This is a genomic window from Sphingopyxis sp. P8, from assembly GCF_020622175.1.
GTDB lineage: Bacteria > Pseudomonadota > Alphaproteobacteria > Sphingomonadales > Sphingomonadaceae > Sphingopyxis > Sphingopyxis jiangsuensis.
In genome coordinates this window covers 1,580,963-1,601,321 of record NZ_JACNMK010000001.1, presented here as the reverse complement: position 1 = coordinate 1,601,321, position 20,359 = coordinate 1,580,963, and the positions used below count along the sequence as shown (strand labels likewise).

20 protein-coding genes and 1 tRNA gene are annotated in these 20,359 nt (G+C 66.9%); 11 read left to right on the top strand and 10 right to left on the bottom strand.

What is annotated here, in order from left to right; all coding sequences use genetic code 11:
• Positions 1-125 precede the first annotated feature (125 nt).
• Positions 126-1,085, top strand: a complete 960-nt coding sequence (locus tag H7692_RS07890; RefSeq protein WP_222135438.1) for a winged helix DNA-binding protein — start codon at positions 126-128, stop codon at positions 1,083-1,085.
• Positions 1,086-1,137: 52 nt separating this feature from the next.
• Positions 1,138-1,213 (top strand) — tRNA-Val (locus tag H7692_RS07885).
• Between the two features lie 26 nt (positions 1,214-1,239).
• Here H7692_RS07885 and H7692_RS07880 read toward each other — a convergent pair.
• Entirely contained in the window at positions 1,240-1,521 is a 282-nt protein-coding gene (locus H7692_RS07880; RefSeq protein WP_222135439.1) for a ribosomal protein L7/L12, read from the bottom strand.
• Positions 1,522-1,542: 21 nt separating this feature from the next.
• Positions 1,543-4,218 (bottom strand): aconitate hydratase AcnA, encoded by a 2,676-nt coding sequence (acnA, locus tag H7692_RS07875; RefSeq protein WP_227340003.1) that lies wholly within the window; start codon positions 4,216-4,218, stop codon positions 1,543-1,545.
• Positions 4,219-4,618: 400 nt separating this feature from the next.
• On the opposite strand from acnA, the gene H7692_RS07870 reads away from it, so the two are divergent.
• Together H7692_RS07870 and H7692_RS07865 are read left to right on the top strand one after the other, a co-directional pair.
• Complete coding sequence (locus H7692_RS07870) at positions 4,619-4,906, top strand: AbrB/MazE/SpoVT family DNA-binding domain-containing protein (protein WP_222135441.1); 288 nt, start codon at positions 4,619-4,621, stop codon at positions 4,904-4,906.
• Positions 4,907-4,923: 17 nt separating this feature from the next.
• Positions 4,924-5,286: a type II toxin-antitoxin system VapC family toxin gene (locus H7692_RS07865; RefSeq protein WP_227340002.1), complete on the top strand. Its 363-nt coding sequence runs from the start codon at positions 4,924-4,926 to the stop codon at positions 5,284-5,286.
• Between the two features lie 35 nt (positions 5,287-5,321).
• Here H7692_RS07865 and H7692_RS07860 read toward each other — a convergent pair whose 3' ends face one another.
• Genes H7692_RS07860 through H7692_RS07850 form a run of 3 tightly spaced genes read right to left on the bottom strand, consistent with a single transcriptional unit; the run spans position 5,322 to position 6,392 of the window.
• Positions 5,322-5,912 carry a hypothetical protein gene (locus H7692_RS07860; protein ID WP_222135443.1) on the bottom strand — a complete coding sequence of 197 codons (591 nt, stop codon included), beginning with the start codon at positions 5,910-5,912 and terminating at the stop codon, positions 5,322-5,324.
• 37 nt (positions 5,913-5,949) lie between these two features.
• Positions 5,950-6,123, bottom strand: coding sequence for a hypothetical protein (locus H7692_RS07855; protein WP_222135444.1), 174 nt, complete (start codon positions 6,121-6,123; stop codon positions 5,950-5,952).
• Positions 6,120-6,392 (bottom strand): type II toxin-antitoxin system ParD family antitoxin, encoded by a 273-nt coding sequence (locus H7692_RS07850; protein ID WP_222135445.1) that lies wholly within the window; start codon positions 6,390-6,392, stop codon positions 6,120-6,122. The genes H7692_RS07855 and H7692_RS07850 overlap by 4 nt, the downstream gene beginning before the upstream one ends.
• A 424-nt stretch (positions 6,393-6,816) precedes the next feature.
• Here H7692_RS07850 and H7692_RS07845 point away from each other — a divergent pair, with 424 nt between their 5' ends.
• Both H7692_RS07845 and H7692_RS07840 read left to right on the top strand, forming a co-directional pair.
• Positions 6,817-7,530 (top strand): hypothetical protein, encoded by a 714-nt coding sequence (locus H7692_RS07845; protein WP_222135446.1) that lies wholly within the window; start codon positions 6,817-6,819, stop codon positions 7,528-7,530.
• 74 nt (positions 7,531-7,604) lie between these two features.
• A complete protein-coding gene (locus H7692_RS07840; RefSeq protein WP_201928874.1) occupies positions 7,605-8,096 on the top strand; it encodes a RidA family protein in 492 nt (163 codons plus the stop codon).
• A gap of 7 nt (positions 8,097-8,103) precedes the next feature.
• On the opposite strand, the gene H7692_RS07835 is transcribed toward H7692_RS07840, so the two are convergent.
• On the bottom strand, positions 8,104-9,120 hold the full coding sequence (locus H7692_RS07835; RefSeq protein ID WP_227340001.1) for a LacI family DNA-binding transcriptional regulator: 1,017 nt from the start codon (positions 9,118-9,120) through the stop codon (positions 8,104-8,106).
• Between the two features lie 50 nt (positions 9,121-9,170).
• Positions 9,171-10,799, bottom strand: coding sequence for a CHASE domain-containing protein (locus tag H7692_RS07830; RefSeq protein WP_222135447.1), 1,629 nt, complete (start codon positions 10,797-10,799; stop codon positions 9,171-9,173).
• 170 nt (positions 10,800-10,969) lie between these two features.
• On the opposite strand from H7692_RS07830, the gene H7692_RS07825 reads away from it, so the two are divergent.
• Positions 10,970-11,620: a glutathione S-transferase family protein gene (locus H7692_RS07825; RefSeq protein WP_201928876.1), complete on the top strand. Its 651-nt coding sequence runs from the start codon at positions 10,970-10,972 to the stop codon at positions 11,618-11,620.
• A 161-nt stretch (positions 11,621-11,781) separates the two neighbouring features.
• Here H7692_RS07825 and H7692_RS07820 read toward each other — a convergent pair whose 3' ends face one another.
• The 3 genes from H7692_RS07820 to H7692_RS07810 form a co-directional block, all read right to left on the bottom strand.
• Complete coding sequence (locus H7692_RS07820; RefSeq protein ID WP_222135448.1) at positions 11,782-13,374, bottom strand: ABC-F family ATP-binding cassette domain-containing protein; 1,593 nt, start codon at positions 13,372-13,374, stop codon at positions 11,782-11,784.
• Between the two features lie 130 nt (positions 13,375-13,504).
• Entirely contained in the window at positions 13,505-14,170 is a 666-nt protein-coding gene (locus H7692_RS07815) for a helix-turn-helix domain-containing protein (RefSeq protein WP_201928878.1), read from the bottom strand.
• A 198-nt stretch (positions 14,171-14,368) separates the two neighbouring features.
• The gene (locus tag H7692_RS07810) at positions 14,369-15,040 is read right to left on the bottom strand and encodes a helix-turn-helix domain-containing protein (RefSeq protein ID WP_201928879.1); all 672 of its coding nucleotides are present in this window, start codon (positions 15,038-15,040) and stop codon (positions 14,369-14,371) included.
• Between the two features lie 86 nt (positions 15,041-15,126).
• On the opposite strand from H7692_RS07810, the gene H7692_RS07805 reads away from it, so the two are divergent.
• The 4 genes from H7692_RS07805 (at position 15,127) to H7692_RS07790 (ending at position 20,274) form a co-directional block, all read left to right on the top strand.
• Entirely contained in the window at positions 15,127-15,603 is a 477-nt protein-coding gene (locus H7692_RS07805) for a hypothetical protein (RefSeq protein WP_227340000.1), read from the top strand.
• Between the two features lie 208 nt (positions 15,604-15,811).
• Complete coding sequence (locus tag H7692_RS07800) at positions 15,812-16,852, top strand: rod shape-determining protein (RefSeq protein ID WP_201928881.1); 1,041 nt, start codon at positions 15,812-15,814, stop codon at positions 16,850-16,852.
• A gap of 223 nt (positions 16,853-17,075) precedes the next feature.
• Positions 17,076-19,154: a TonB-dependent receptor plug domain-containing protein gene (locus H7692_RS07795; protein ID WP_227339999.1), complete on the top strand. Its 2,079-nt coding sequence runs from the start codon at positions 17,076-17,078 to the stop codon at positions 19,152-19,154.
• Between the two features lie 121 nt (positions 19,155-19,275).
• A complete protein-coding gene (locus H7692_RS07790; protein ID WP_222135452.1) occupies positions 19,276-20,274 on the top strand; it encodes an amidohydrolase family protein in 999 nt (332 codons plus the stop codon).
• Positions 20,275-20,359 lie beyond the last annotated feature (85 nt).

Sequence of the window (20,359 nt, the reverse complement as noted above, 5' to 3'; positions counted from 1 at the left end):
GACGACATAGGGGTGTCAGGGTGGAGCGAATGATGGGGGAGGGCGCTGGAATGGAGCAATTGGTGGATCTGCAATCCGAGGCACGGTCGCTGCGGTATCCGGCCAGTCTCGAATTGAAATCCGGCATGCGACAGTGGGACGAGCCGGACGTCGGGGCGGCCCCCTTGTTGTTCGTCGGGCCGCACGACGAATTTGCGGCGCCGGATGCTTTTGGGGGCGTCCGGCTCGCTGCGGCCGTCGCGCCGGTGCAGGCGGCCGGGTGGATCAGGCAAATGGCGCGGGTCGACATCGTTTGGCTCGCCGCGTCCGAATCGATCGAGAACGAATTGCTGACCGAGCTATGCGATGCAGCGGCGGCGCGGGGGTGCAGACTGGTCTGCGAAACAACCATGGCTGCGCTCGACCGCGTCGTCGCGCTGGTCCCCGACGCGCTCCGTGCGGAGTTTCTGGTCGACGCCGACGCGGCCGACCGGCTTGCCGCGATCGCCGCAGTCCGCGCGCCGCGCCAACTTGTCGTTTGCGACGTCGCGCGCGATGCGGCGATGGAGCGCATCGATCGCTTGCAGGAAGAGGTGGCGCGGATTTCGCGGATGCTCGGCGACATCGCGAGCCAGGGTGGTCTCAGCGGGACGCCGGCGGACGCGTCTTCGGCAAGCCACGAAGAATATAGTGGATTTGCAGGCGGCGTGCGGTCGCCGCTGCGCGATTTCGCCGCCATGCCGCGAAGCTTCGTCCCCGAAGACCGTGCGCTCGACCGTCAGCGTGCAAAGATGGTGCGCCGGATGATCCGGCAACGGCGGATGCGCGAGCAATATTTCCCGGCCGACCTGTTCGCCGACCCGGCGTGGGACATGCTGCTCGATCTCTATGCCGCGCGGCTCGAACGTCAGCCGGTATCGGTATCGAGCCTGTGCATCGCCGCCGCGGTTCCCGCAACGACCGCGCTGCGCTGGATCAAGACAATGACCGACGCGGGCCTGTTCCTGCGCGAGGCCGACCCCGATGACGGACGGCGCATCTTCATCGCGCTCGCCGATGGCGCGTTCGACGCGATGGCGCGCTTTTTCGAGGCGCTCGACGAGTAAGCAGCGGCTTGCCAGCGCCGTCCGGCTGTGGCAGGGGCGCGCTTCCCTTTGGGGGCGCTTAGCTCAGTTGGTAGAGCATCTCGTTTACACCGAGAGGGTCGGCGGTTCGAGCCCGTCAGCGCCCACCATGTGCGGAAGGCCGCACCCCTGAAATTCAGCGCTGCTCGCGCTCGATCGCCTCGACGGCGTCCTTGGCTTCGGCCAGCCCCATGCCCGTCTGTTCGCGCATCCGCTTGATCGCCTCGATCTTGCGGCCAAGGCGGAGGAGGACGATGATTTCGGCCTCATCGATGTCGCTGCTGGTCGCGCGCGGCGGCGCGAGCCGGGCGGGCGGCGGTGTGGTCAGGTCGCGCCGGTCGCCGCTGCGCCGCTGGAGAGCGAGCGTCAGCGCAATGCCCGCGACAAGGCCGAGGACGAAAAGGATCAGTGCGCCCATCGTCCCCGCCTTGCCTGCTGCTTACGCCGCCAGCTTGCGCAGGACGTAGTGCAGGATGCCGCCGTTCATATAATATTCGACCTCGTTCGCGGTATCGATGCGGCAGAGCGTGTCGAAGCTGAAGGTCGAGCCGTCGGGGCGCGTCACTTCGACCGTCACCGTCTGGCGCGGCTTGAGATCGGCCACCCCGCGGATCGTGAACTGATCGTCGCCGGTCAGGCCGAGCGTTTCGCGCGTGTCGCCGCCGGTGAACTGGAGCGGCAGCACGCCCATGCCGACGAGGTTCGAGCGGTGGATGCGCTCGAAACTCTCGACGATCACCGCGCGAACGCCGAGCAGGTTGGTGCCCTTTGCCGCCCAGTCGCGTGACGAGCCGGTGCCATATTCCTTGCCCGCCACGACGACGAGCGGGGTGCCGTCGGCCTTGTGGCGCATCGCGGCGTCGTAGATCGGCATGACTTCGTCGCCATAGCGCGACATGCCGCCCTCGATTCCGGGGACCATTTCGTTTTTGATGCGGATGTTGGCGAAGGTGCCGCGCATCATGACTTCGTGGTGGCCGCGGCGGGCGCCGTAGCTGTTGAAGTCGGCCTTGCTAACCTGATGTTCCATAAGCCATTTTCCGGCCGGGCTGTCCGCCTTGATGCTGCCCGCGGGGCTGATGTGGTCGGTGGTGATGCTGTCGCCGAGGATCGCGAGCGGCTTGGCATTCACGATGTCGGATACCGGCGCGGGGGTCATTTCCATCCCCTCGAAATAAGGCGGGTTCGCGACATAGGTGCTGCCCGCGCGCCACTGATAGGTGTCGCTGCCCTCGACCTCGATCTTTTGCCAATGCTCGTCGCCCTGATAGACATGCGCGTAGCGGCCGAGGAACATGTCGCGGTCGACCGCGCCCGCGATGGTGTCGGCAACCTCCTGGTTGGTCGGCCAGATGTCGGCGAGGAAGACGTCGTTGCCGTCCTGGTCCTGCCCGATCGGCGTGGTGGTGAAATCCTGCGTCACCGTGCCCTTGAGCGCATAGGCGACGACGAGCGGCGGCGAGGCGAGGAAGTTCGCGCGCACGTCGGGCGACACGCGGCCCTCGAAGTTGCGGTTGCCCGACAGCACCGACGCGGCGACGATGTCGTTGCCGTTGATCGCGGCCGAAATCGGCTCGGCCAGCGGCCCCGAATTGCCGATGCAGGTGGTGCAGCCATAGCCGACGAGGTTGTAGCCGATCGCGTCGAGGTGCGGCTGCAACCCCGATTTGACCAGATAGTCGGTGACGACCTGCGACCCCGGAGCGAGGCTGGTCTTGACCCACGGCTTGGGCTTCATGCCCAGTTCGTTCGCCTTTTTGGCGACGAGCCCCGCGGCGACCATCACGCCGGGGTTCGAGGTGTTGGTGCAGCTGGTGATCGCGGCGATCACGACGTCGCCGTCGCCGATGTCATGATCCTTGCCCGCGACCGCGACGCGCGCGGGCGCATCCTTGCCGTAAAGTTTCTTGAGGTCGGCGTTGAACACATCGTCGACTTCGGTGAGGACGACCTTGTCCTGCGGGCGCTTCGGCCCCGCGAGGCTCGGCGCGACGCTGCCCATGTCGAGCTCGAGCGTGTCGGTGAACACCGGATCGGGCATGTCGGCCGACAGCCACAGCCCCTGCGCCTTCGCATAGGCCTCGACCAGCGCGATATTGTCGTCGCTGCGGCCGGTCAGGCGCATATAATCGAGCGTCTTGTCGTCGATGCCGAAGAAGCCGCAGGTCGCGCCATATTCGGGCGCCATATTGGCGAGCGTCGCGCGGTCGGCGAGGCTGAGCGTCGACAGGCCCGGCCCGAAATATTCGACGAAGCGCCCGACGACGCCCTTGGCGCGCAGCATCTGCGTCGCGGTGAGCACGAGGTCGGTCGCGGTGACGCCCTCCTTCAATTTGCCCGTCAGCTTGAAGCCGACGACTTCGGGAATCAGCATCGACACCGGCTGGCCGAGCATCGCGGCCTCCGCCTCGATCCCGCCGACGCCCCAGCCGAGCACGCCGAGCCCGTTGATCATCGTCGTGTGGCTGTCGGTGCCGACGCAGGTGTCGGGATAGGCGACCATTTCGCCCGAACCATCCTCGCTCGACCACACCGCCTGCGCGATATGTTCAAGGTTGACCTGGTGGCAGATGCCGGTGCCCGGCGGCACCGCCTTGAAATTGTCGAGGCTTTTCGACCCCCATTTCAGGAAGTCATAGCGTTCGCCGTTGCGATAATATTCGATCTCGACATTCTGTTCGAACGCCTTGGGATGGCCGAATTCGTCGACCATGACCGAGTGGTCGATGACGAGGTGGACGGGGACGAGCGGGTTGATCTTCGACGTGTCGCCGCCCAGCTTGGCAATCGCATCGCGCATCGCGGCAAGGTCGACGACGCAGGGCACGCCGGTGAAATCCTGGAGCAGCACGCGCGCGGGGCGATACTGGATCTCGCGGCTCGACCGGGGGTCGTTCTGCCAGTCGACCAGCGCCTGCACATCGTCGGTCGACACGGTGAAGCCGCCATCCTCGAACCGCAGCAGGTTTTCGAGCAGCACCTTCATGCTGAACGGCAGCCGCGACACGTCGCCGAGCTTCGCCGCCGCCTTGTCGAGCGAGTAATAGGCATAGGACTTGCCGTCGACGTCGAGCGTCGAGCGGGTGCCAAGCGTGTCGTTGCCGGTGGTGGTCATGTGCAGTTTCCCTGTTCGGGCGCGGCGGGGGATGACGGACGCCGGCCCGTTTCAGGAGAGCGGGGCAAGCGGAGTCGCGCGCGCGGTTTGTGTTGGCGACGCCTTACGCCGGGGGCGGGGAATTGCAAGGGGGTGGGGGGTGGATGGATTGCTATGCGGCGGGTGCGGGCGCGGGCGTTGGTGGGGGGTGCGAGGGGGGCGGGATGGATTTATCTCACACAAAGACGCAAAGGCACGAAGGCGCGAAGGAAAGTCGAAGCATTTACCCGCTTCGTCACCCCGGACCCGATCCGGGGTCCAGCTTTTCGACCTCGCCGAGCGGGACCCCGGATCAAGTCCGGGGTGACGAGAATTAAGAGGCTGGCTTGTTCGTCGAGTGCATCGATGTTATCTTACCGGTATGACCAAGGAAACCAGAGTCTCTGCCAAGGGCCAGGTCGTCATCCCCAAGGATGTTCGCGACCGGCTGCATTGGGACGTCGGCACGGTGTTGGAGGTCGTCGATGGCCCCGCCGGCGTGATGTTGCGCGCCAAGCCCAAGGCGAAAAAGGCGCTGAGTTTCGACGAGGCGATGGCGAAAATTCGCAAGACCGCCAATTACAAGGGGCCGCGGATCAGCGACGAGGACGCCAATGCGGCGATCGACAAGATGTTTCGTGAGGACAAGAGCTGGGATCCGCCGAATTGAAGGCGGTCGATACCAATGTGCTGGTGCGGGCGATGCTGGGCGACGACGATGTGCAATCGCCCATCGCGCATCGAATCCTGCAAGGCGAGATATTCGTTCCGTTGACCGTGTTGCTCGAAACGGGCTGGGTTCTGAAGTCGAGCGCGCGGTTGGACCGAACCCAGATCGCCGAAATGCTGGCCACCTTCGTTCAGCTGCCCAATGTGCAGGTCGATGATCTGGATGGGGTTCTTGCCGCGCTGACAGCCTATGCCAAAGGCGGCGATTTTGCCGACCATATCCATCTGGTTGCGTCGAAGGGCGTTGAAGCGTTTGTGACGTTCGACCGGGGTGTGATGGCGAATGAAGACATTGGGGTGCCGGTCGAAATCGTCGGTTGAGATTGGCGATTTGGGATTCGTTCACCGCTTTTGTGTCATTCTGACGGATCGGTGATGGCATATCCTTTGATTAGAGACGGAAATCTACCATCCTGAATGGAAGGGAATGGGATCCAGATTGCCTTGTGAACGATGCCTTTGAGCAAGGGCGTGAGAAGATTGTAAGGCCGTGTCGCTCCTACCTCGACGGAAATATTCCGTTTCCCTTCGCACAGCACATCGACCTCCAAAATAGAGCCGTACCAGCCTATAAAATCAAGATTTCCTCTCTCCAGAATCTTTGGTTGGCTCATATCAATAACTTTGACTGATCCATCTGGTTGAACAACTTTTGACCAATGGCCAGCAGGAGGGTCGTCAAAGGGAATATAGAGTCGCCGCTCATAACTCACGCGGCCGCTTCCCCGATCTTCAAGCCAGCATCTGGCAGCGTGTTTCAGAAAGATATGAAGGTCTGTCTGTTTCCCTATGCAGGCTTCTTCATAATGAGCCTTATCGGTCGCGTTGGGACAGGTTAAGCTGATTTCCTGAACGTCCAAGTCTAGCGGCTCGCCATACCATTTCTGTAGCCAAGCGATTGTACCTTGGATTCCTGTATCACGACCGTTTCGATAGAAGCTGCTCATCGCATAGCAACCAGATACCTTTCTGCTCGTGCCAAGCCTAGAAGAATACGTTGTGGCGGTAAGTGCAACAATCCCTAACACCGTTGGCCTCCGATATCTGCGCCAGGCCCAACTCCTGCTCCGCACGGAACATGCGAAGCACCTCGGCCACCTTGCCCACCTGATAAGCAATAATAACCCGGCGCCAGACGACGCGGAGCGGCTTGGTCAAGCGGACTTGCCGGTCCGCCGGGCGTGGCGGGCGGCTAGCTGCGCGCGAACATCGTCGGCGGATTGGGCGGCACGGGTGTCGGCGGGCGCCTCGGCAACGCGCGCCTTGAGCAGTTCGTCGAGCAGCGCTTCCTCGCGGTCGAGCGCGCGCAGGCCCGCGCGGACGACGTCGCTGACCGAAGCATAACGGCCCGACGTGACGCAATCCTGCGCGGCGCGGGTCAGGGGGCCGAGGGTGACGGTGACGGGCTTTTCGGCGCGAGCGGCCATCGGCATTCTCCTATGACAGTGTCATATCAAGGGTGCGGGCGGGGTCAAACTGCGCGCGGACATGGGAGCAAGCTGGACCCCGGATCAAGTCCGGGGTGACGAAGGAAAATAGCGCTTTCCTACATTATCCAAATAGGTTCAAAATAGCTCCGATTCGATCCAAGGTGATTCGGGAGGTTGAGCTATGGCGCGTGCGGTGGGGCGGGGTTCGCGGGGGAAATCGGGTAGGAATGGCGGCTTAGGGGTTGGTGCGGACCGAAACAGGCCCTCCCCCAACCCCTCCCGCTTGCGGGAGGGGAGCAGGGCGGGGCGGGAGGCGTCCAAGCACTCCAATCCCTTCATGCCCGGGCTGCGCGTGCGGTCGGACGGGTGGACGGCGGCGCGGACGCGGGTGTTCCTGGCGACTTTGGGAAAGACGGGGTGCGTGGCCGACGCGGCGCGGGTGGCGGGGGTCAGCACGACCTCGGTCAACCGCTCGCGCGCGCTGTTCGCGCCGTTCGACAAGGCGTGCGAGGAGGCGATCGCCAAGGCGCTGCGCGGGCTGGAGGCGGTCGCGTACGAGCGCGCGGTCGAGGGGCGCGAGATGGTGATCCTGCGGGGCGGCAAGGAGGTCGAGCGGCGGATCGTGCCGTCGGATTCGATCCTCGGGCTGCTCATCAAGCGCGGCGACCTCAAGAACGGGAAGAATGTCCATCTGACCCCCGAAGAGGCCAAGGCCTATGTCCTGCCCGAGGCGGTGCAGCACCGCTTTCTGTCGCGCGAGGAATTTTTCCGCGGGGTCACGTTCGACAAGAGGCCAAAGGGCGGCAAATGCGCGCGCCCGACCGCCGACGAAACCGACGCCGAAATCCTGCGCCGCATCGCGATCATCGAACGCTCGCGCAGCCGCGAGGACCTGAACGCCGGATGCTGCCGCATGTGCGGCCAGCCGATCGGCGCGGTCGGGCGCGCGGTGCTGGAGGCCAAGGCGACGCAGGTGATCGCGCCGCGCGACCCGGTGTGGACCGTGTCGCCGCGCGTTGCCGACCATCTGCTCGACGAGGGCGCGGATGCGCATGCCGACGGCGGTGACGATGACGGCGGCGACGACGATGACGATGTCGAGGGCGACGGCGACGGTCCGGACGCCGCCGCCTGAGCGCTGCGTTCGCGATTGCGCGCGCCGCGACTTGCTGCCACGCTTGGCGCGGCCGGGGATCGAGAGGAGATATTATGCAGACGATGAAACGGGCGCTGCTGGTGGCGGCGATGACGGGGGCTGCGATGACGGGAATGGGAGGCGCGATGGCCGCGCCGGCGCTGGCGGGCGAGCCGACGACGGTGCTGATGCCCGAAGACCCGCGCGCGCGGGCGTTCCAGGAAGAGTTCGGCTATGCCGATGCGGTGATCGCGGGCGACACCATCTATCTGTCGGGGGTCGTCGCGGGGCCGCGCGAGGGCGACGACGGGCTGGAGCCGGGGTTCGAGCGGGCCTTTCAGCGGATCGGCGCGACCCTGGCGCGCGCGGGGGCGAGCTGGGCCGACGTCGTCGACCTCACGACCTTTCACACCGACCTGCGCGGGTCGATCGACGCGCTGGCGGCGGTCAAGAACCGCCATGTGAAGGCGCCCTTTCCGGCGTGGACCGCGATCGGCGTCAGCGCGCTTTACGACCCGAATGCGGTCGTCGAGATCAAGGTGGTGGCGCGGCGCGCGCAGCGCTGAGCCTCGGTCAGGCGGTGCCGCGCCGCGCGAGGCGCACGGGGATGCGCGTTCCGCCGAGGCGGTGGTCGTCATCCTCGAGCGCCATCGCGACGAGCGCCTCGCCCGCGGCGTCGAGGTCGGGCTCGAGCGTCGTCAGCGCCGGGTCGGCGAGCGTGCCCGCGCGGATGCCGTCGAAGCCGATGAGCGCGACGTCGCCCGGCACGCTGCGCCCCGCATCCTTGAGCCCCTGAAGCACGCCGAGTGCGAGCATGTCGCTGGCGGCGAAGATCGCGTCGGTGTCGGGATGCGCGTCGAGCAGCGCGCGCGCCGCGGCGACCCCCTGTGCATGGCGGTCGGCGCCGGCGGGCGGCGAGACGATCGCGGGGGTGATGCCGTGCGCGGCGAGCGCGGCGGCGAACCCGTCGCGCCGCTCGTCGAACTGGCGCTGCGGCGAACGCTGCGGGCCGACGAAGGCCGGGCGGCGGCGGCCGGTCGCGACCAGATGCTCGGCGGCGATGCGCCCGCCCGCGTCATTGTCGCTGCGCATCCAGTGAAAGGGATCGCCGGGGCTGCCCCAGCACACGAATTCGAGCCCCGACGCCTGCGCCTCGGCGAAATAGTCCCACGCCGCGCGGTTGCTGGTCGTGCCGATGACGATCATCGCGTCGGCAAGCCCCGAGGCGACGAAATCGGCGCGGAAATTGGCGGGGCTTTCCTGGAAGCTGACGAGCAGGTTGAAGCCGCGCGCCGACGTCGCGGCGGCGATGCTGCCGAGGAGCGCGAAGTAGAAGGGGTTGATCGCGCTGCGATCCTCGCCGGGGCGGCAGATGGTGACGAGCGCGAGCGTCTCGCTGCTCTTGAGGCGCAGCGACGAGGCGTGGCGGTCGACGACATAGCCAAGCTCGCGCGCAGCCGCCGACACGCGGGCGCGCGTCTCGGCATTGACGCCGGGGCTGCCGCGCAGCGCGCGCGACACGGTCGATTGCGACACGCCCGCGCGCTCGGCGACGTCGAAGCTGGTCGGGCGCAGCATGCGTGCGGTCACCTATATCGTCCTCCCCTGTCGCCAGTCTCTTGCCGCGAGGGTCGGGATTGTCAATCGGCAGCGGGTGCGTCGGGCCAGCGGATGACGATCGACAGGCGGTTTCCGTCCGCCGTCCGCTCCCAGCTTCCCTTGAGCTGGCGCTCGATCATCGAACGGATGAACTGCGTCCCGAAGCTTTCGCGCGCGACGTCGGGGGTGGTGGCGAGCCCGGTCTCCGTCCAGCGCAGCACGACCTCGCCCTCGCCGCGCGACCAGTCGACCGCGAGCGCGCCGGTGCCCGACAGCGCGCCATATTTGATGCTGTTGGTCACAAATTCGTGGATCGCGAGCGAAATCGCCTGCGCGCCCTCCTCGTCGAGCAGCACCGCAGGGCCGTCGACGGCGCGGAGCCTTTCCTCGTTCCAGCCCGCGAGTTCGAGTTCGCGGTGGACGATCGCCGAAAGCTCGACCGCGTCGACCGTTCCGGTCACCAGCATCTGCTTGGCGTCGGACAGCGCGCGCAACCGGCCGTCGAAGCGCACCTCGAAATCGTCGAGACCCTTTGATTCGCGCAAGGTGATCCGCGCGAGCGCGCCGATCCGCGCGAAGGCGTTTTTCATCCGGTGCGCCATTTCGCCGATCATCAGTTCGCGATCGTCGGCGTGGCGGGCCTTTTCCTCGGCGAGCGCCTGCGCCGCGCCGACGCGCCGCTGCTGCATCCGGTGCAACTGGGTCGCGAGCAGCGCCAGCGCGAGCCCGAAGAGGAAGATCGCCACCGGCCGCCCGATCCGTTCGAGGATGCGGCCATAGGAAATCCGCATCGTCCATTCGCGGTCGGCGACGCGCAGCCGCCGTTCCTCGACATCCCAGCCCATGCGGCCGTGGCGGAACACCGGCATCGCCGCGGGGCCGTCGCCGGCGTAAATCTCGATCCCCTCGATTGCATCGAGCTGCGCGCCGAGCACCGCGGTCATCAGATCCCCGGTACGGAAAGGGGCATAGACAAAGGCTTCGATGGGGCGCGTCCCGGTGTCGCCGGTGACGGTTTCCGGCCGGGTGGCGTCCGGCGGCAGATCCCGGTCGGCATAGACCGGGATATAGACGAGAAAGCCGGGCTGCTTGTGCGCAAGCCCCTTTTCCTGGACGAGCTGGACGATGCCGCTCGCGGCGGGTTGGCCGGTGCGCCACGCGCGCCGCATCGCCTCGCGCCGCACCGGCTCGCTGAACATATCATATCCGAGCGCATTGTCCCGCCGCGGGTTCGCGGGTTCGACGAGCACGATCGGAAAGCCGATCGGCTGGTCGGTCGTCGGCCAGACCGATATGTCCCTGCCGTAATTTTCGCGCAGCATCGCTTCGGCCGCCGCAGGGGTATCCTGCCGGATCGCGATTGCGATCCCGATACCCTCCATCCCCGGCGCGCGCTGTTGCGGGCGGAGCGCGGCGAGATAGGCGCGGATTCCCGGCCCGCTGGACGTCGTGTCGGATTGATAGAGGGCGCGGACGCCTTCGAGCACCGCAATATGGTCGCGAAGTCGCTGGTTGACCTGAATGGCCACGCGGTCGGCGCGGGCCGAATCCTCTGCCTTGTTGTAAAGGAAGCTCGCCGTCGCGGCGGCAATCGTCGCGAGCAGGATGAGGATGCCGACAAAACGGACCAGCACGGCCAACAGCCGGTCTGCCCAGGTCGAAGGGCGCATTGTTGGAGTCCTGCCTGATTGCTGCCGCAGCAGCGTCCCCCCCTCCGGCCGTGGTTGTTCCATGCGCACGGGGCGAACGCAAGCGGATTCAGACCTCTGGAAACGCATGTGATTATGGTTGCAGTCTGCAACCTTTTTTCTATGGTGCGGCGTCAAAAGGAGAAGTCGCAATGATTGTTTACGGGTCTATCGTGTCGCCTTTCGTTCGCAAGCTGATCGCCTATCTGGGCGAGAAGGGGCTGGCGTTCGAGCTCAAGGGCGTGGGGATCGGCGATCCCGACCCGGGGTTCCGCGCGGCGTCGCCGCTGGGAAAGATGCCCGCGATCGACGATGACGGCTATCTGCTCGCCGATTCGAGCGCGATCATCCACTATCTGGAGGCGAAGCACCCCGAACCCGCGTTGATCCCGGCCGATCCCGCCGAGCGCGGACAGGTCATCTGGTGGGACGAGTTTGCCGACACGGTGTTCGCGGCGTGCGGCGGCAAGATGTTCTTCAACCGCATCGTCGCGCCGAAATTCCTGCAGCGCGAAGGCGACCTTGCCGCCGCGGCGGAGGCGGAAACGGTCGAACTGCCCAAGCTGCTCGACTATCTGGAAAGCGCGATCCCCGACAGCGGATTTCTGGTCGGCGACCGGCTGACGATCGCCGACCTGGCGGTCGTGTCGCCGCTGGTGAACCTGCGCCACTGCGGAAGCTGCATCGACGCGGCGACGCACCCGCGCATCGCCAAATGGAGCGAAGCCATCCTTGCGCGCCCGAGCATGGCGCCGTGGGTCGCAAAGGAAGAACGGATGATGGCGAAGGTGCTCGCGGCCTGAGCGGCCGCGGCGCCCGATCCTCCCTGCGGCGTAGCCGTGGGGGGGGGGCGCTGCCGTTGCGTCAGTTGCCCCTCCGTCAGCGCTGCGCGCTGCCACCTCCCCATCGCTGCGCGACAGGGAGGATTTAGCGGCAGCTCCCCCACCCCGACTGTATTGTCCGGCTAAACGCCCAGCGCGACCTCGCGGGTGATGCCGATGGCGGCCAGGAAGGCGGGGTCGTGGCTGACGACGAGGAGCGCGCCGTCATAGGCCGCGAGGCCGGATTCGATGGCGGCGAGCGTGTCGAGGTCGAGGTGGTTGCCGGGTTCGTCGAGGATCAGAAGCTGCGGCGGTTGCGGTGCGCCCAGCGTGCAGGCGAGGCCGGCGCGCAGCATCTGGCCGCCGCTGAGCGTCCCGACGATGCGGTCGGCGGCGTCGGCGCGAAAGCGGAAACGGGCGAGCGCGGCGCGGCACTGGTTGTTCGTCGTGCCGGGATTGATCGCGAGGAAATTGTCGGCAATCGACCGCGCCGGGTCGAGCAGCGACACGCGCTGGTCGAACATTGCGAAGGGCACGCGTGTGTCGACGCGTCCCGACCATGGCGCGAGCGTTCCCGCGACGAGCGCGAGCAGGGTCGATTTTCCCGAGCCGTTGGGACCGGTGATCGCGATGCGTTCGGGGCCGGTGACGGTGAGCGTGACGTCATGGACGACCGGCTGACCCGCGACATAGCCCGCGGTCACCGAATCGAGTTCGAGCACGGTGCGCGACGCCGGCAGGCCGGTCGGGGCGAGCCCCGCCGACAGCGGGTCGATGATCTCTATCCGGTCGCGCGCCGCGGCGAGCGCGGCCTCGGCATCGGCGCGCTGGCGCTCGGCGAGGCGGCTGTTCGCGCCCGCGCTTTCCTCGGCGCGCTGCTTGCGCGCGCCGATCAGGATCCGGGGCATGTCGCCGCGCGCCGCCTTGCGCCGCCCGCCGGCATCGCGGCGGTCCTGGCGCTCGGTCGCGGCCTGCGCCTGGCGGCGGACCAGATCGGCCTGTTTTTCGGCGGCGGCGAGCCGGGCGTCGGCCGCCGCGTCCTCGACCGCCTTGCGCGCGCGATAGGCGCTCCAGCCGCCGCCGTAGCGCGCCGCGCCGTTGCCGGTCAGTTCGACGATGGCATCCATTTCCTCGAGCAATTCGCGGTCGTGGCTGACGACGATCGCGCCGCCGGTCCAGTTCGCGAGAAGGTCGCGGACGGCGCGGCGCCCGTCGCGGTCGAGATTGTTCGTCGGTTCGTCGAGAAGCAGGAAATCGGGCCGCGCAAAGATGGCGGCCGCAAGCGCGGCGCGCGTCCGCTGACCGCCCGACAGCGACAGGAGCCGCGTGTCGGCGGCGAGCGCGGCAAGCCCGACGCCGGCGAGCGCCTCGTCGAGCCGCGCCTCGAGCGTCCAGTCGGCATCGGCGATGTCGTCGAGGCTCGCGGTGCCCGCCTCTGCCCTGCGGAGCAGCGCGAGCGCTTCGCGCACGGCGAACAGGTCGGCGACGGTGGCGTCGGGCGCCACCTGAACATCCTGATGGACGATGGCGATGGTGCCGCCGATCGCGACACTGCCCGCGGTCGGGCGCAGATCGCCGGTCAGCAGGCGCAGCAGCGTCGATTTGCCGACGCCGTTGCGCCCGACGATGCCGGTGCGTTCGCGCGGAAACTGAAGGTCGAGGTCCGAAAGGACGGCGCGGCCGTCAGGCGCGGTCCAACCGAGACGGGCGAGGGTGATCGAAGCGGGGGCAGACATGGACAAGATCTTTCACGGCGGCAAGGCGGTGCGGCGTTGCTGTCGGTGTCTTGTCCATTGTTCGGGCTCCGTGCGCGGGGAGCAGCCGTTTACCGCGGCTTGTCGACCGAGGCAAGCGCGGCGGCCGGGGTCAGAGTTCGATGACGATCCGCACCTTTTCGGACGCGGTGCCGAGCGCGCGCGCAATCTGTTCGCGGCTGCGGTCGATCAGGTCCTGCAGCCGTTCGGGAGCCGGGTCGCCGAGCAGTTCGGACACCGGCACGCCGAGCAGCTCGGCGAGCGCCGCGATGCGGTTGTTCTTGGGCCGCGCGCGCCCCTTTTCCCATCCCGAGATCGACGGCGCGCTGACGCCCATCCGGTCGGCGAGTTCGGCCTGGCTCAACCCCTTGGCGGCGCGAAGCCGCTGGAGGCGGGCGCCGAAGCGCTCGGCGAGCGGCGAGGGTTCGTCGCTGTCGAAATGAAGGTCGGCGCCAACCGCGCTGCGCAGCTCCGCCGCGCTGAGCGTCGCCGGCGAGACGGGCGATTCGAATTCGCAGCCGAACAGCCGGCCGCTGGCCCAGATGGTGCGCGCCGGGATCGCCCCGGCGTGCGGCAGTTCGATCTCGATCCGCTCGCCGACCGCAAGCCGCACGTCGCTTTCGACGAGCAACCCGGTTTCGGAGATATTGTGGATCAGGACCTCGATTCCCGCGCCCGTTTCCTTGACGCCCTGCGCTACGAGACTGAGCCTGCGGCGCGCGCTGAACCTTTGGTCGGCCGTCGCGGACGATTGTTCGAGGAATCCGGGGATAGACATGGGGGACATATGTCGGCTGCGCACAGTTAAAAAAATGTTATCGGATCGAACGAAAATGACGCGCGGCGGCGTCTTGGCGTCAGATTTATACACAAGAGAATTGCTTCATGCGCCAGCGTGATGCGCTTCGACGCCCCGCGGACGCGATGGGCCGAAGCGTTCGGGGGCGAACGCCGCGCGATTGTACGCGCGTCGGCGCTACAGGTCGATCCGGATCCGTACGAGGTCGATGCCAACCCCTGCCGCCGCGGCAATTTCTTTCCGGCAGCGGTCGAGCACGTCGTGCAGCCTGTCGGGCGAGGGCGCGCCTTCGAGTTCGGCGAGCGACACGCCGAGCAGTTCGGCCAGCGCCGCCAGCCGGTCGGGCTTCGGACGCGCGCGCCCCTTTTCCCAACCCGATATCGACGGCGTCCGCACCCCGAGCCGCTGCGCGACATCGGACTGGCTCAGCCCCTTGACGACGCGCAGCTGGCGCAGCCGCGACCCGAACTGCAACGCTTCGGGCGAAGGCTGGGCGTCGTTGCCGAGGCCGGCGCCGAGATCGGTGCCGACCGCGCTGCGCAGCTCGGCCGCACTCAGCGCCGCCTGCGAGATCGGGGTGTCGAAGCGGCAGCCGAAAAGGCGGCCATTGGTCCAGATGACCTTGGCGGCAACCGGACCGGCGTGCGGCAGTTCGAGGTCGATCGGCTCGCCGATCGCCAGCGCCGCCTCGCTTTCGATGAGCAGCCCGCTTGTCGATATGTCGTGGAGGAGGGCGGCTATTCCGACGCCGTCCTGGACACCCTGAACCTCGAGCCGCAATTTGCGGCGAGCACTGCTGCGACTGCCCGCGCTGAGCGCCGGTTCGTCGAGAAAGGCGGAAATCGACATGGCGCCATGTCGGTCGCGGAAGATTAAGACTTTCCAAACTTGTTGGGTTAAACAGGATGAACCGAGGGAAAGCACCAACAGGATCGATGGCCTATACCGACCCCCTGCCGCTGCGGCACAGCTGGCCGCTTTTCGAGCGCGAGCGCTATTTCGCGCTGGGGCAGATCGAGGGCGGCGCGCGGCTCGACACGGTGGCGGACATTGTCGACGCGATCGCGGCGGGGCAGCCGCTCCACCCGCGCATCGGCCAGTGGGAATGCCGGCTGTCCGACAACCGGCTGAGCTGGTCGGGCGAGGTTTACGATATTTTCGGCATCGCGCGCGGCGCCGAGGTGGCGCGCGGCGACGCGGTCGCGCTCTATGCCGAAAATTCGCGCGCGGCGATGGAGCGGCTGCGCGCGCACGCGATCCGTCACCGGCGCGGCTTTACCATCGACGTCGAGATCCGGCCCGACCGCGCCGAGCCGCGCTGGATGCGGCTGATCGCGGCGCCGGTCTGTTCGGGCGACGCGGTCGTCGGGCTGCGCGGCCTGAAGTTCATCGTCGGCAACACGGCCGAATAGCCGGGCGATTCGCGCGGCGAGGGGTGGCTGGAGCGCGACGGAAGGCGCATTAACCTCGTTCGGGCCTGAGAAACCACCGGTCCGACGCCCACCACAGTTGACGCGCCCGCGCCGCCGCCACAAGCCCGCAGGCGACTGGTGTCGCGGGAGGGTAAAGGGGGCCGCGGCCCGATCCACCTGTCCAAAATCGAAGGGTCCACCCCCGCCAATGAGCTTCTTTCACCGTTTTTCCTCGGCATCGCACGACATGGCGATCGACCTGGGGACCGTTAACACTGTTGTTTATGTCAGGGATCGGGGAATTGTCCTGAACGAGCCGTCGGTCGTCGCGCTCGAGACGCGCGCCGGGGTGCGCCGCGTCAAGGTCGTCGGCAACGAGGCGAAGCTGATGATGGGCAAGACGCCCGACAATATCCAGGCGATCCGCCCCTTGCGCGACGGCGTCATCGCCGACATCGACGTCGCCGAACAGATGATCAAGCATTTCATCGACAAGGCGCTGGGCGGCGCGAGCCGCTTTCGCCAGCGCAGCCATGTCGTCATCTGCGTCCCGTCGAGCTCGACGATGGTCGAGCGCCGCGCGATCCGCGACGCCGCGACCAACGCCGGCGCGGTGTCGGTGCAGCTGATCGAGGAATCGATTGCCGCAGCGATCGGCGCGGGATTGCAGGTCACCGACCCGATGGGCGCGATGGTCGTCGACATCGGCGGCGGCACGACCGAGGTCGCGGTGCTCTCGCTCGGCGGCATCGCCTATGCCAATTCGGTGCGCGTCGGCGGCGACAAGATGGACGACATGATCGCCTCGCACATCCGTCGCAAACATAATCTGATGATCGGCGAAATGACCGCCGAGCGCGTCAAGCTGGCGATCGGCTGCGCCACCGCCCCCGAGGACGAGGGGATCGTCATCGGCGTCAAGGGCCGCGACCTCGTCAACGGCCGCCCCGCCGAAGTGCAGGTGACCGAGGCCGAGGTCGCCGACGCGCTGGCCGAACCCGTCGGCCAGATCGTCGCCGCGGTGATGGCGGCGCTCGAGAATACGCCCCCCGAACTGTCGGCCGACATCATCGACGCGGGCATCACGCTGACCGGCGGCGGCGCGCTGTTGCGCCGGATGGACCAGGCGATCGCGCGCGCGACGGGGATGCAGGTCGTGGTCGCCGACGACGCGCTGATGTGCGTCGCCAAGGGCGCCGGGCGCGCGTTCGAGGACAGCGCCTATCGCGGCGTGCTGATCGCCGCGTAATTTCCTCCGCAACGGGCGGCATCGCGGTTTCGTCTTGCCCGCCCTGTCGTTCGGCCATTGGACGAACGGCGGCGCGCATTGGTCGAAGGGCATTTGGGATTGGCGCGCGCGACGGGCAGCGCGCGCCATCCCCGTTCTTCGGCAAGGAATAAAGACAATGTGCAGTTCAATCGCCGGTTCCGGCCTCGGGCGGGACAGGCGCTGCGCAACGCGGTTGGCGCTGATGGCCGGCGCGATCGCATCGGCCACGGCGTCGATGACGGCGCTCGCGCAGGAAGCGGCCGCGAATGGCGATATTCCGCCCGCCGAAGGCACGCCCGCCGCCGCGGGAAGCGGCCTGACGCGGCAGGTTTTCGCCCCCGTCGATTTCGCGCGCTACGCCCCCAAAAATGCCTATGACATGCTGGCGCAGGTCCCCGGCTTCACGATCCGCGACAACGAGCAGCTGCGCGGATTGGGGCAGGCGACGGGCAATGTGCTGTTCAACGGCGAGCGGCCGTCGAACAAGGCCGACGACATGTTCACCCAATTGTCGCGCATCCCCGCGGGCAATGTCGAACGCATCGAGGTCGTCGACGGCGCGAGCCTCGACATTCCCGGCCTGTCGGGACAGGTCGCCAATATCATCTATCGCGCCGGCGGGCTGTCGGGCCAGTTTTCGTGGCGGCCGCAGTTTCGCGCGCACCACACCGACCCCCTGCTGACGCGCGGCGACATTTCGCTGCGCGGGCGCAGCGGCGAGGTCGAATATGAGGCGTCGCTGAGCAATCTTGAGTCGGCACGCAGCGGCGCGGGCGGGCTGACCTTGATCCGCAACGGCGCGGGCGATGTCGTCGAGCGGCGCGACGATGTCTGGGACACGCATTATGACACGCCCAAGCTCGCCGGCCGTATCACCTGGGACCCCGCGGGCGACACGGTCGCCAATTTCGGCGGCCATTACCAACGCAAATATGATCGCTATCGCGAAGACGGGCTGCGCGTCGCGCCCGGCCTGCCCGACCGCTTTCGCACCGTTCGCGAGAAATCCGACAGCTGGAATTACGAGCTGGGCGGCGATTACCAGTTCGGGGCCGGGCCGGGGAAGCTCAAGCTGATCGGGCTGCGCCGTTTCTCGCGCGAGCCCTATGCGCTGGAAGTCGTGACGACCCCCGCCGACGGATCGACCGTGACCGGCGACCGTTTCGCGCAAACGGGCGACCTTGGCGAGACGATCGCGCGCGGCGAATATCAATGGCGGATGCTGGGCGGCGACTGGCAGCTGTCGGGCGAGGCGGCGTTCAACACGCTGGACAATGTCGCGTCGATCGCCGTGCTCGACCCGTCGGGACGCTTCGTCGACGTGCCGTTCGAGGGCGGCACCGGCGGCGTGAAAGAGGACCGTTATGAGGGGCTGTTGAGCTTTGGCCGCAAGCTGACCGACAAGCTGTCGTTCCAGCTGACAGCGGGCGCCGAACATTCGACGATCGTGCAGACGGGCGTCAACGGCCTGCAACGCAGCTTTTTCCGGCCCAAGGGGTCGCTGACGCTCGCCTGGGCGCCGGCGAGCGATTTCGACGCGTCGCTCAAACTGCGGCGGCGCGTGCTGCAACTGTCCTTCTACGACTTTCTCGCGCGCGCTTTCCTTAACGACGGCAACCAGAATGTCAGCAACAACGAACTGCGCCCGCAGCAGGACTGGAGCGTCGAGGGCGAGATCAACAAGAAGATCGGCCCGTGGGGATCGACCAAGCTGATCTTCATCTATCGCGACGTCGAGGACCGCGTCGACATCATCCCGGTCGGCGATGGCGAGGCGGTCGGCAATATCGCCAAGTCGACCGCGGGGGCGGTGAACTGGACGTCGACCTTCAACCTCGACCCCGCGGGGCTGAAGGGGATGAAGCTCGACACGACATTCCTGTTCCAGAAATCGTCGCTGCGCGACCCCTTCACCGGCGAGAAACGGCAGTGGAACCGCTTTACCGACACGGTGATCGAGGCGGCGCTGCGTCACGATATTCCGGGCAGCGACTGGGCGTGGGGCGCCAATGCCCATTACACCCACAACCAGCCCGCCTATCGCCGGCAGGAGGTCGACCGCATATGGGAAGGGCCCGTGTTCGCCGACGTCTTTGTCGAGCACAAGGATGTGTTGGGGCTGACGGTGCGCGCGACGGTGGCGAATATATTGAACGCGCGCTCGCGCCGCGACCGCACCGTCTATACCGGCGTGCGCGGCGCAAGCCCGATCGCCTTCGTCGAGGACCGCGACCGCATGATCGGGCCGATCTTCTCCTTTTCGGTGCGGGGGAATATCTAGGGTCCTGACCCTAGGATCGGGCTGGCGGGGCGTGTGGGGAGGCGGCCGCCCGCGCCCCATATGCCGGATTTCCTTCGGCTTTCACCGCGCCTGCGCTATGGACGGGTCGAGGGAGCCCGCCATGCACAAGCTGTTGCCGTTGCTGTTCTTTGCCGCCTCGCCTGCCGCCGCGCAGCAGGCCGGGGCGCCGGTCATCGACATGCACGCGCACGCCTATACGGTCGATTTCGTCGCGGGGGCGAGCATCTGTCCGGGGAGCAGCGGGGTGCCGATCCCGACGGTCGACCCGCGCGACGCATTCGATCCCGTCGAGCTGTCGCGCTGCGCCGCGCCGATCGCCGCGCCCGCGACCGACGCCGCGTTGATGGACGAGAGCATCGCCGCGATGCGGCGCTTCAATATCCGCCGCGCGGTGACGTCGGGCGATCCCGACAGCGTCGCGAAATGGCGCGCCGCGGCGCCCGACCTGATCGTACCCGCGCTGGGGTTCGGCGCGTCGGAGCCGGTGAGCGTCGAAACGCTGACCGCGCTCGCGGACGAAGGGCGGCTCGCGGTGCTCGGCGAAAGCTTTACCCAATATCGCGGTATCCGCGCCGACGATCCGCAGTGGGAGGCATATTGGGCCTTTGCCGAGGCAAGGGACATTCCGGTCGGGCTGCACCTGGGCGAAGGGCCGCCCGCGACCGCGCGCTTTCCGGGATATGAAAGCTATCGCGCCAGCCTGACCTCTCCCTTCCAGCTCGAGGCGGTGCTGCACGCGCATCCGAAGCTGCGCCTCTATGTCATGCATTATGCCTCGCCGCTGGTCGACGAGATGATCGCGATGATGTACGCGCACCCCAATCTGTACGTCGATATTTCGGCCAATGTCGGGATGGCGCCGCGCGCGCAGTTTTACGACCATCTGAAACGGATGGTCGACGCCGGGTTCGGCAAGCGGATCATGTGGGGATCGGACCAGATGCAGTGGCCGGGGATCATCGGCGAAAGCGTCGCGTCGATCGAAGAAGCACCCTTCCTGACCGCCGAGCAGCGGCGCGACATATTCTATAACAATGCCGCGCGCTTCCTGCGCCTGTCGCCCGAGGAGATCGCGCGCGACCACGCCCCGCGCGAATAGCGGCGATGGCGAACGAATAACCATATAGGTTATTTTATATTGACATCGTAACGCTGATATGGCACAATTGTCACATCATGAAGAA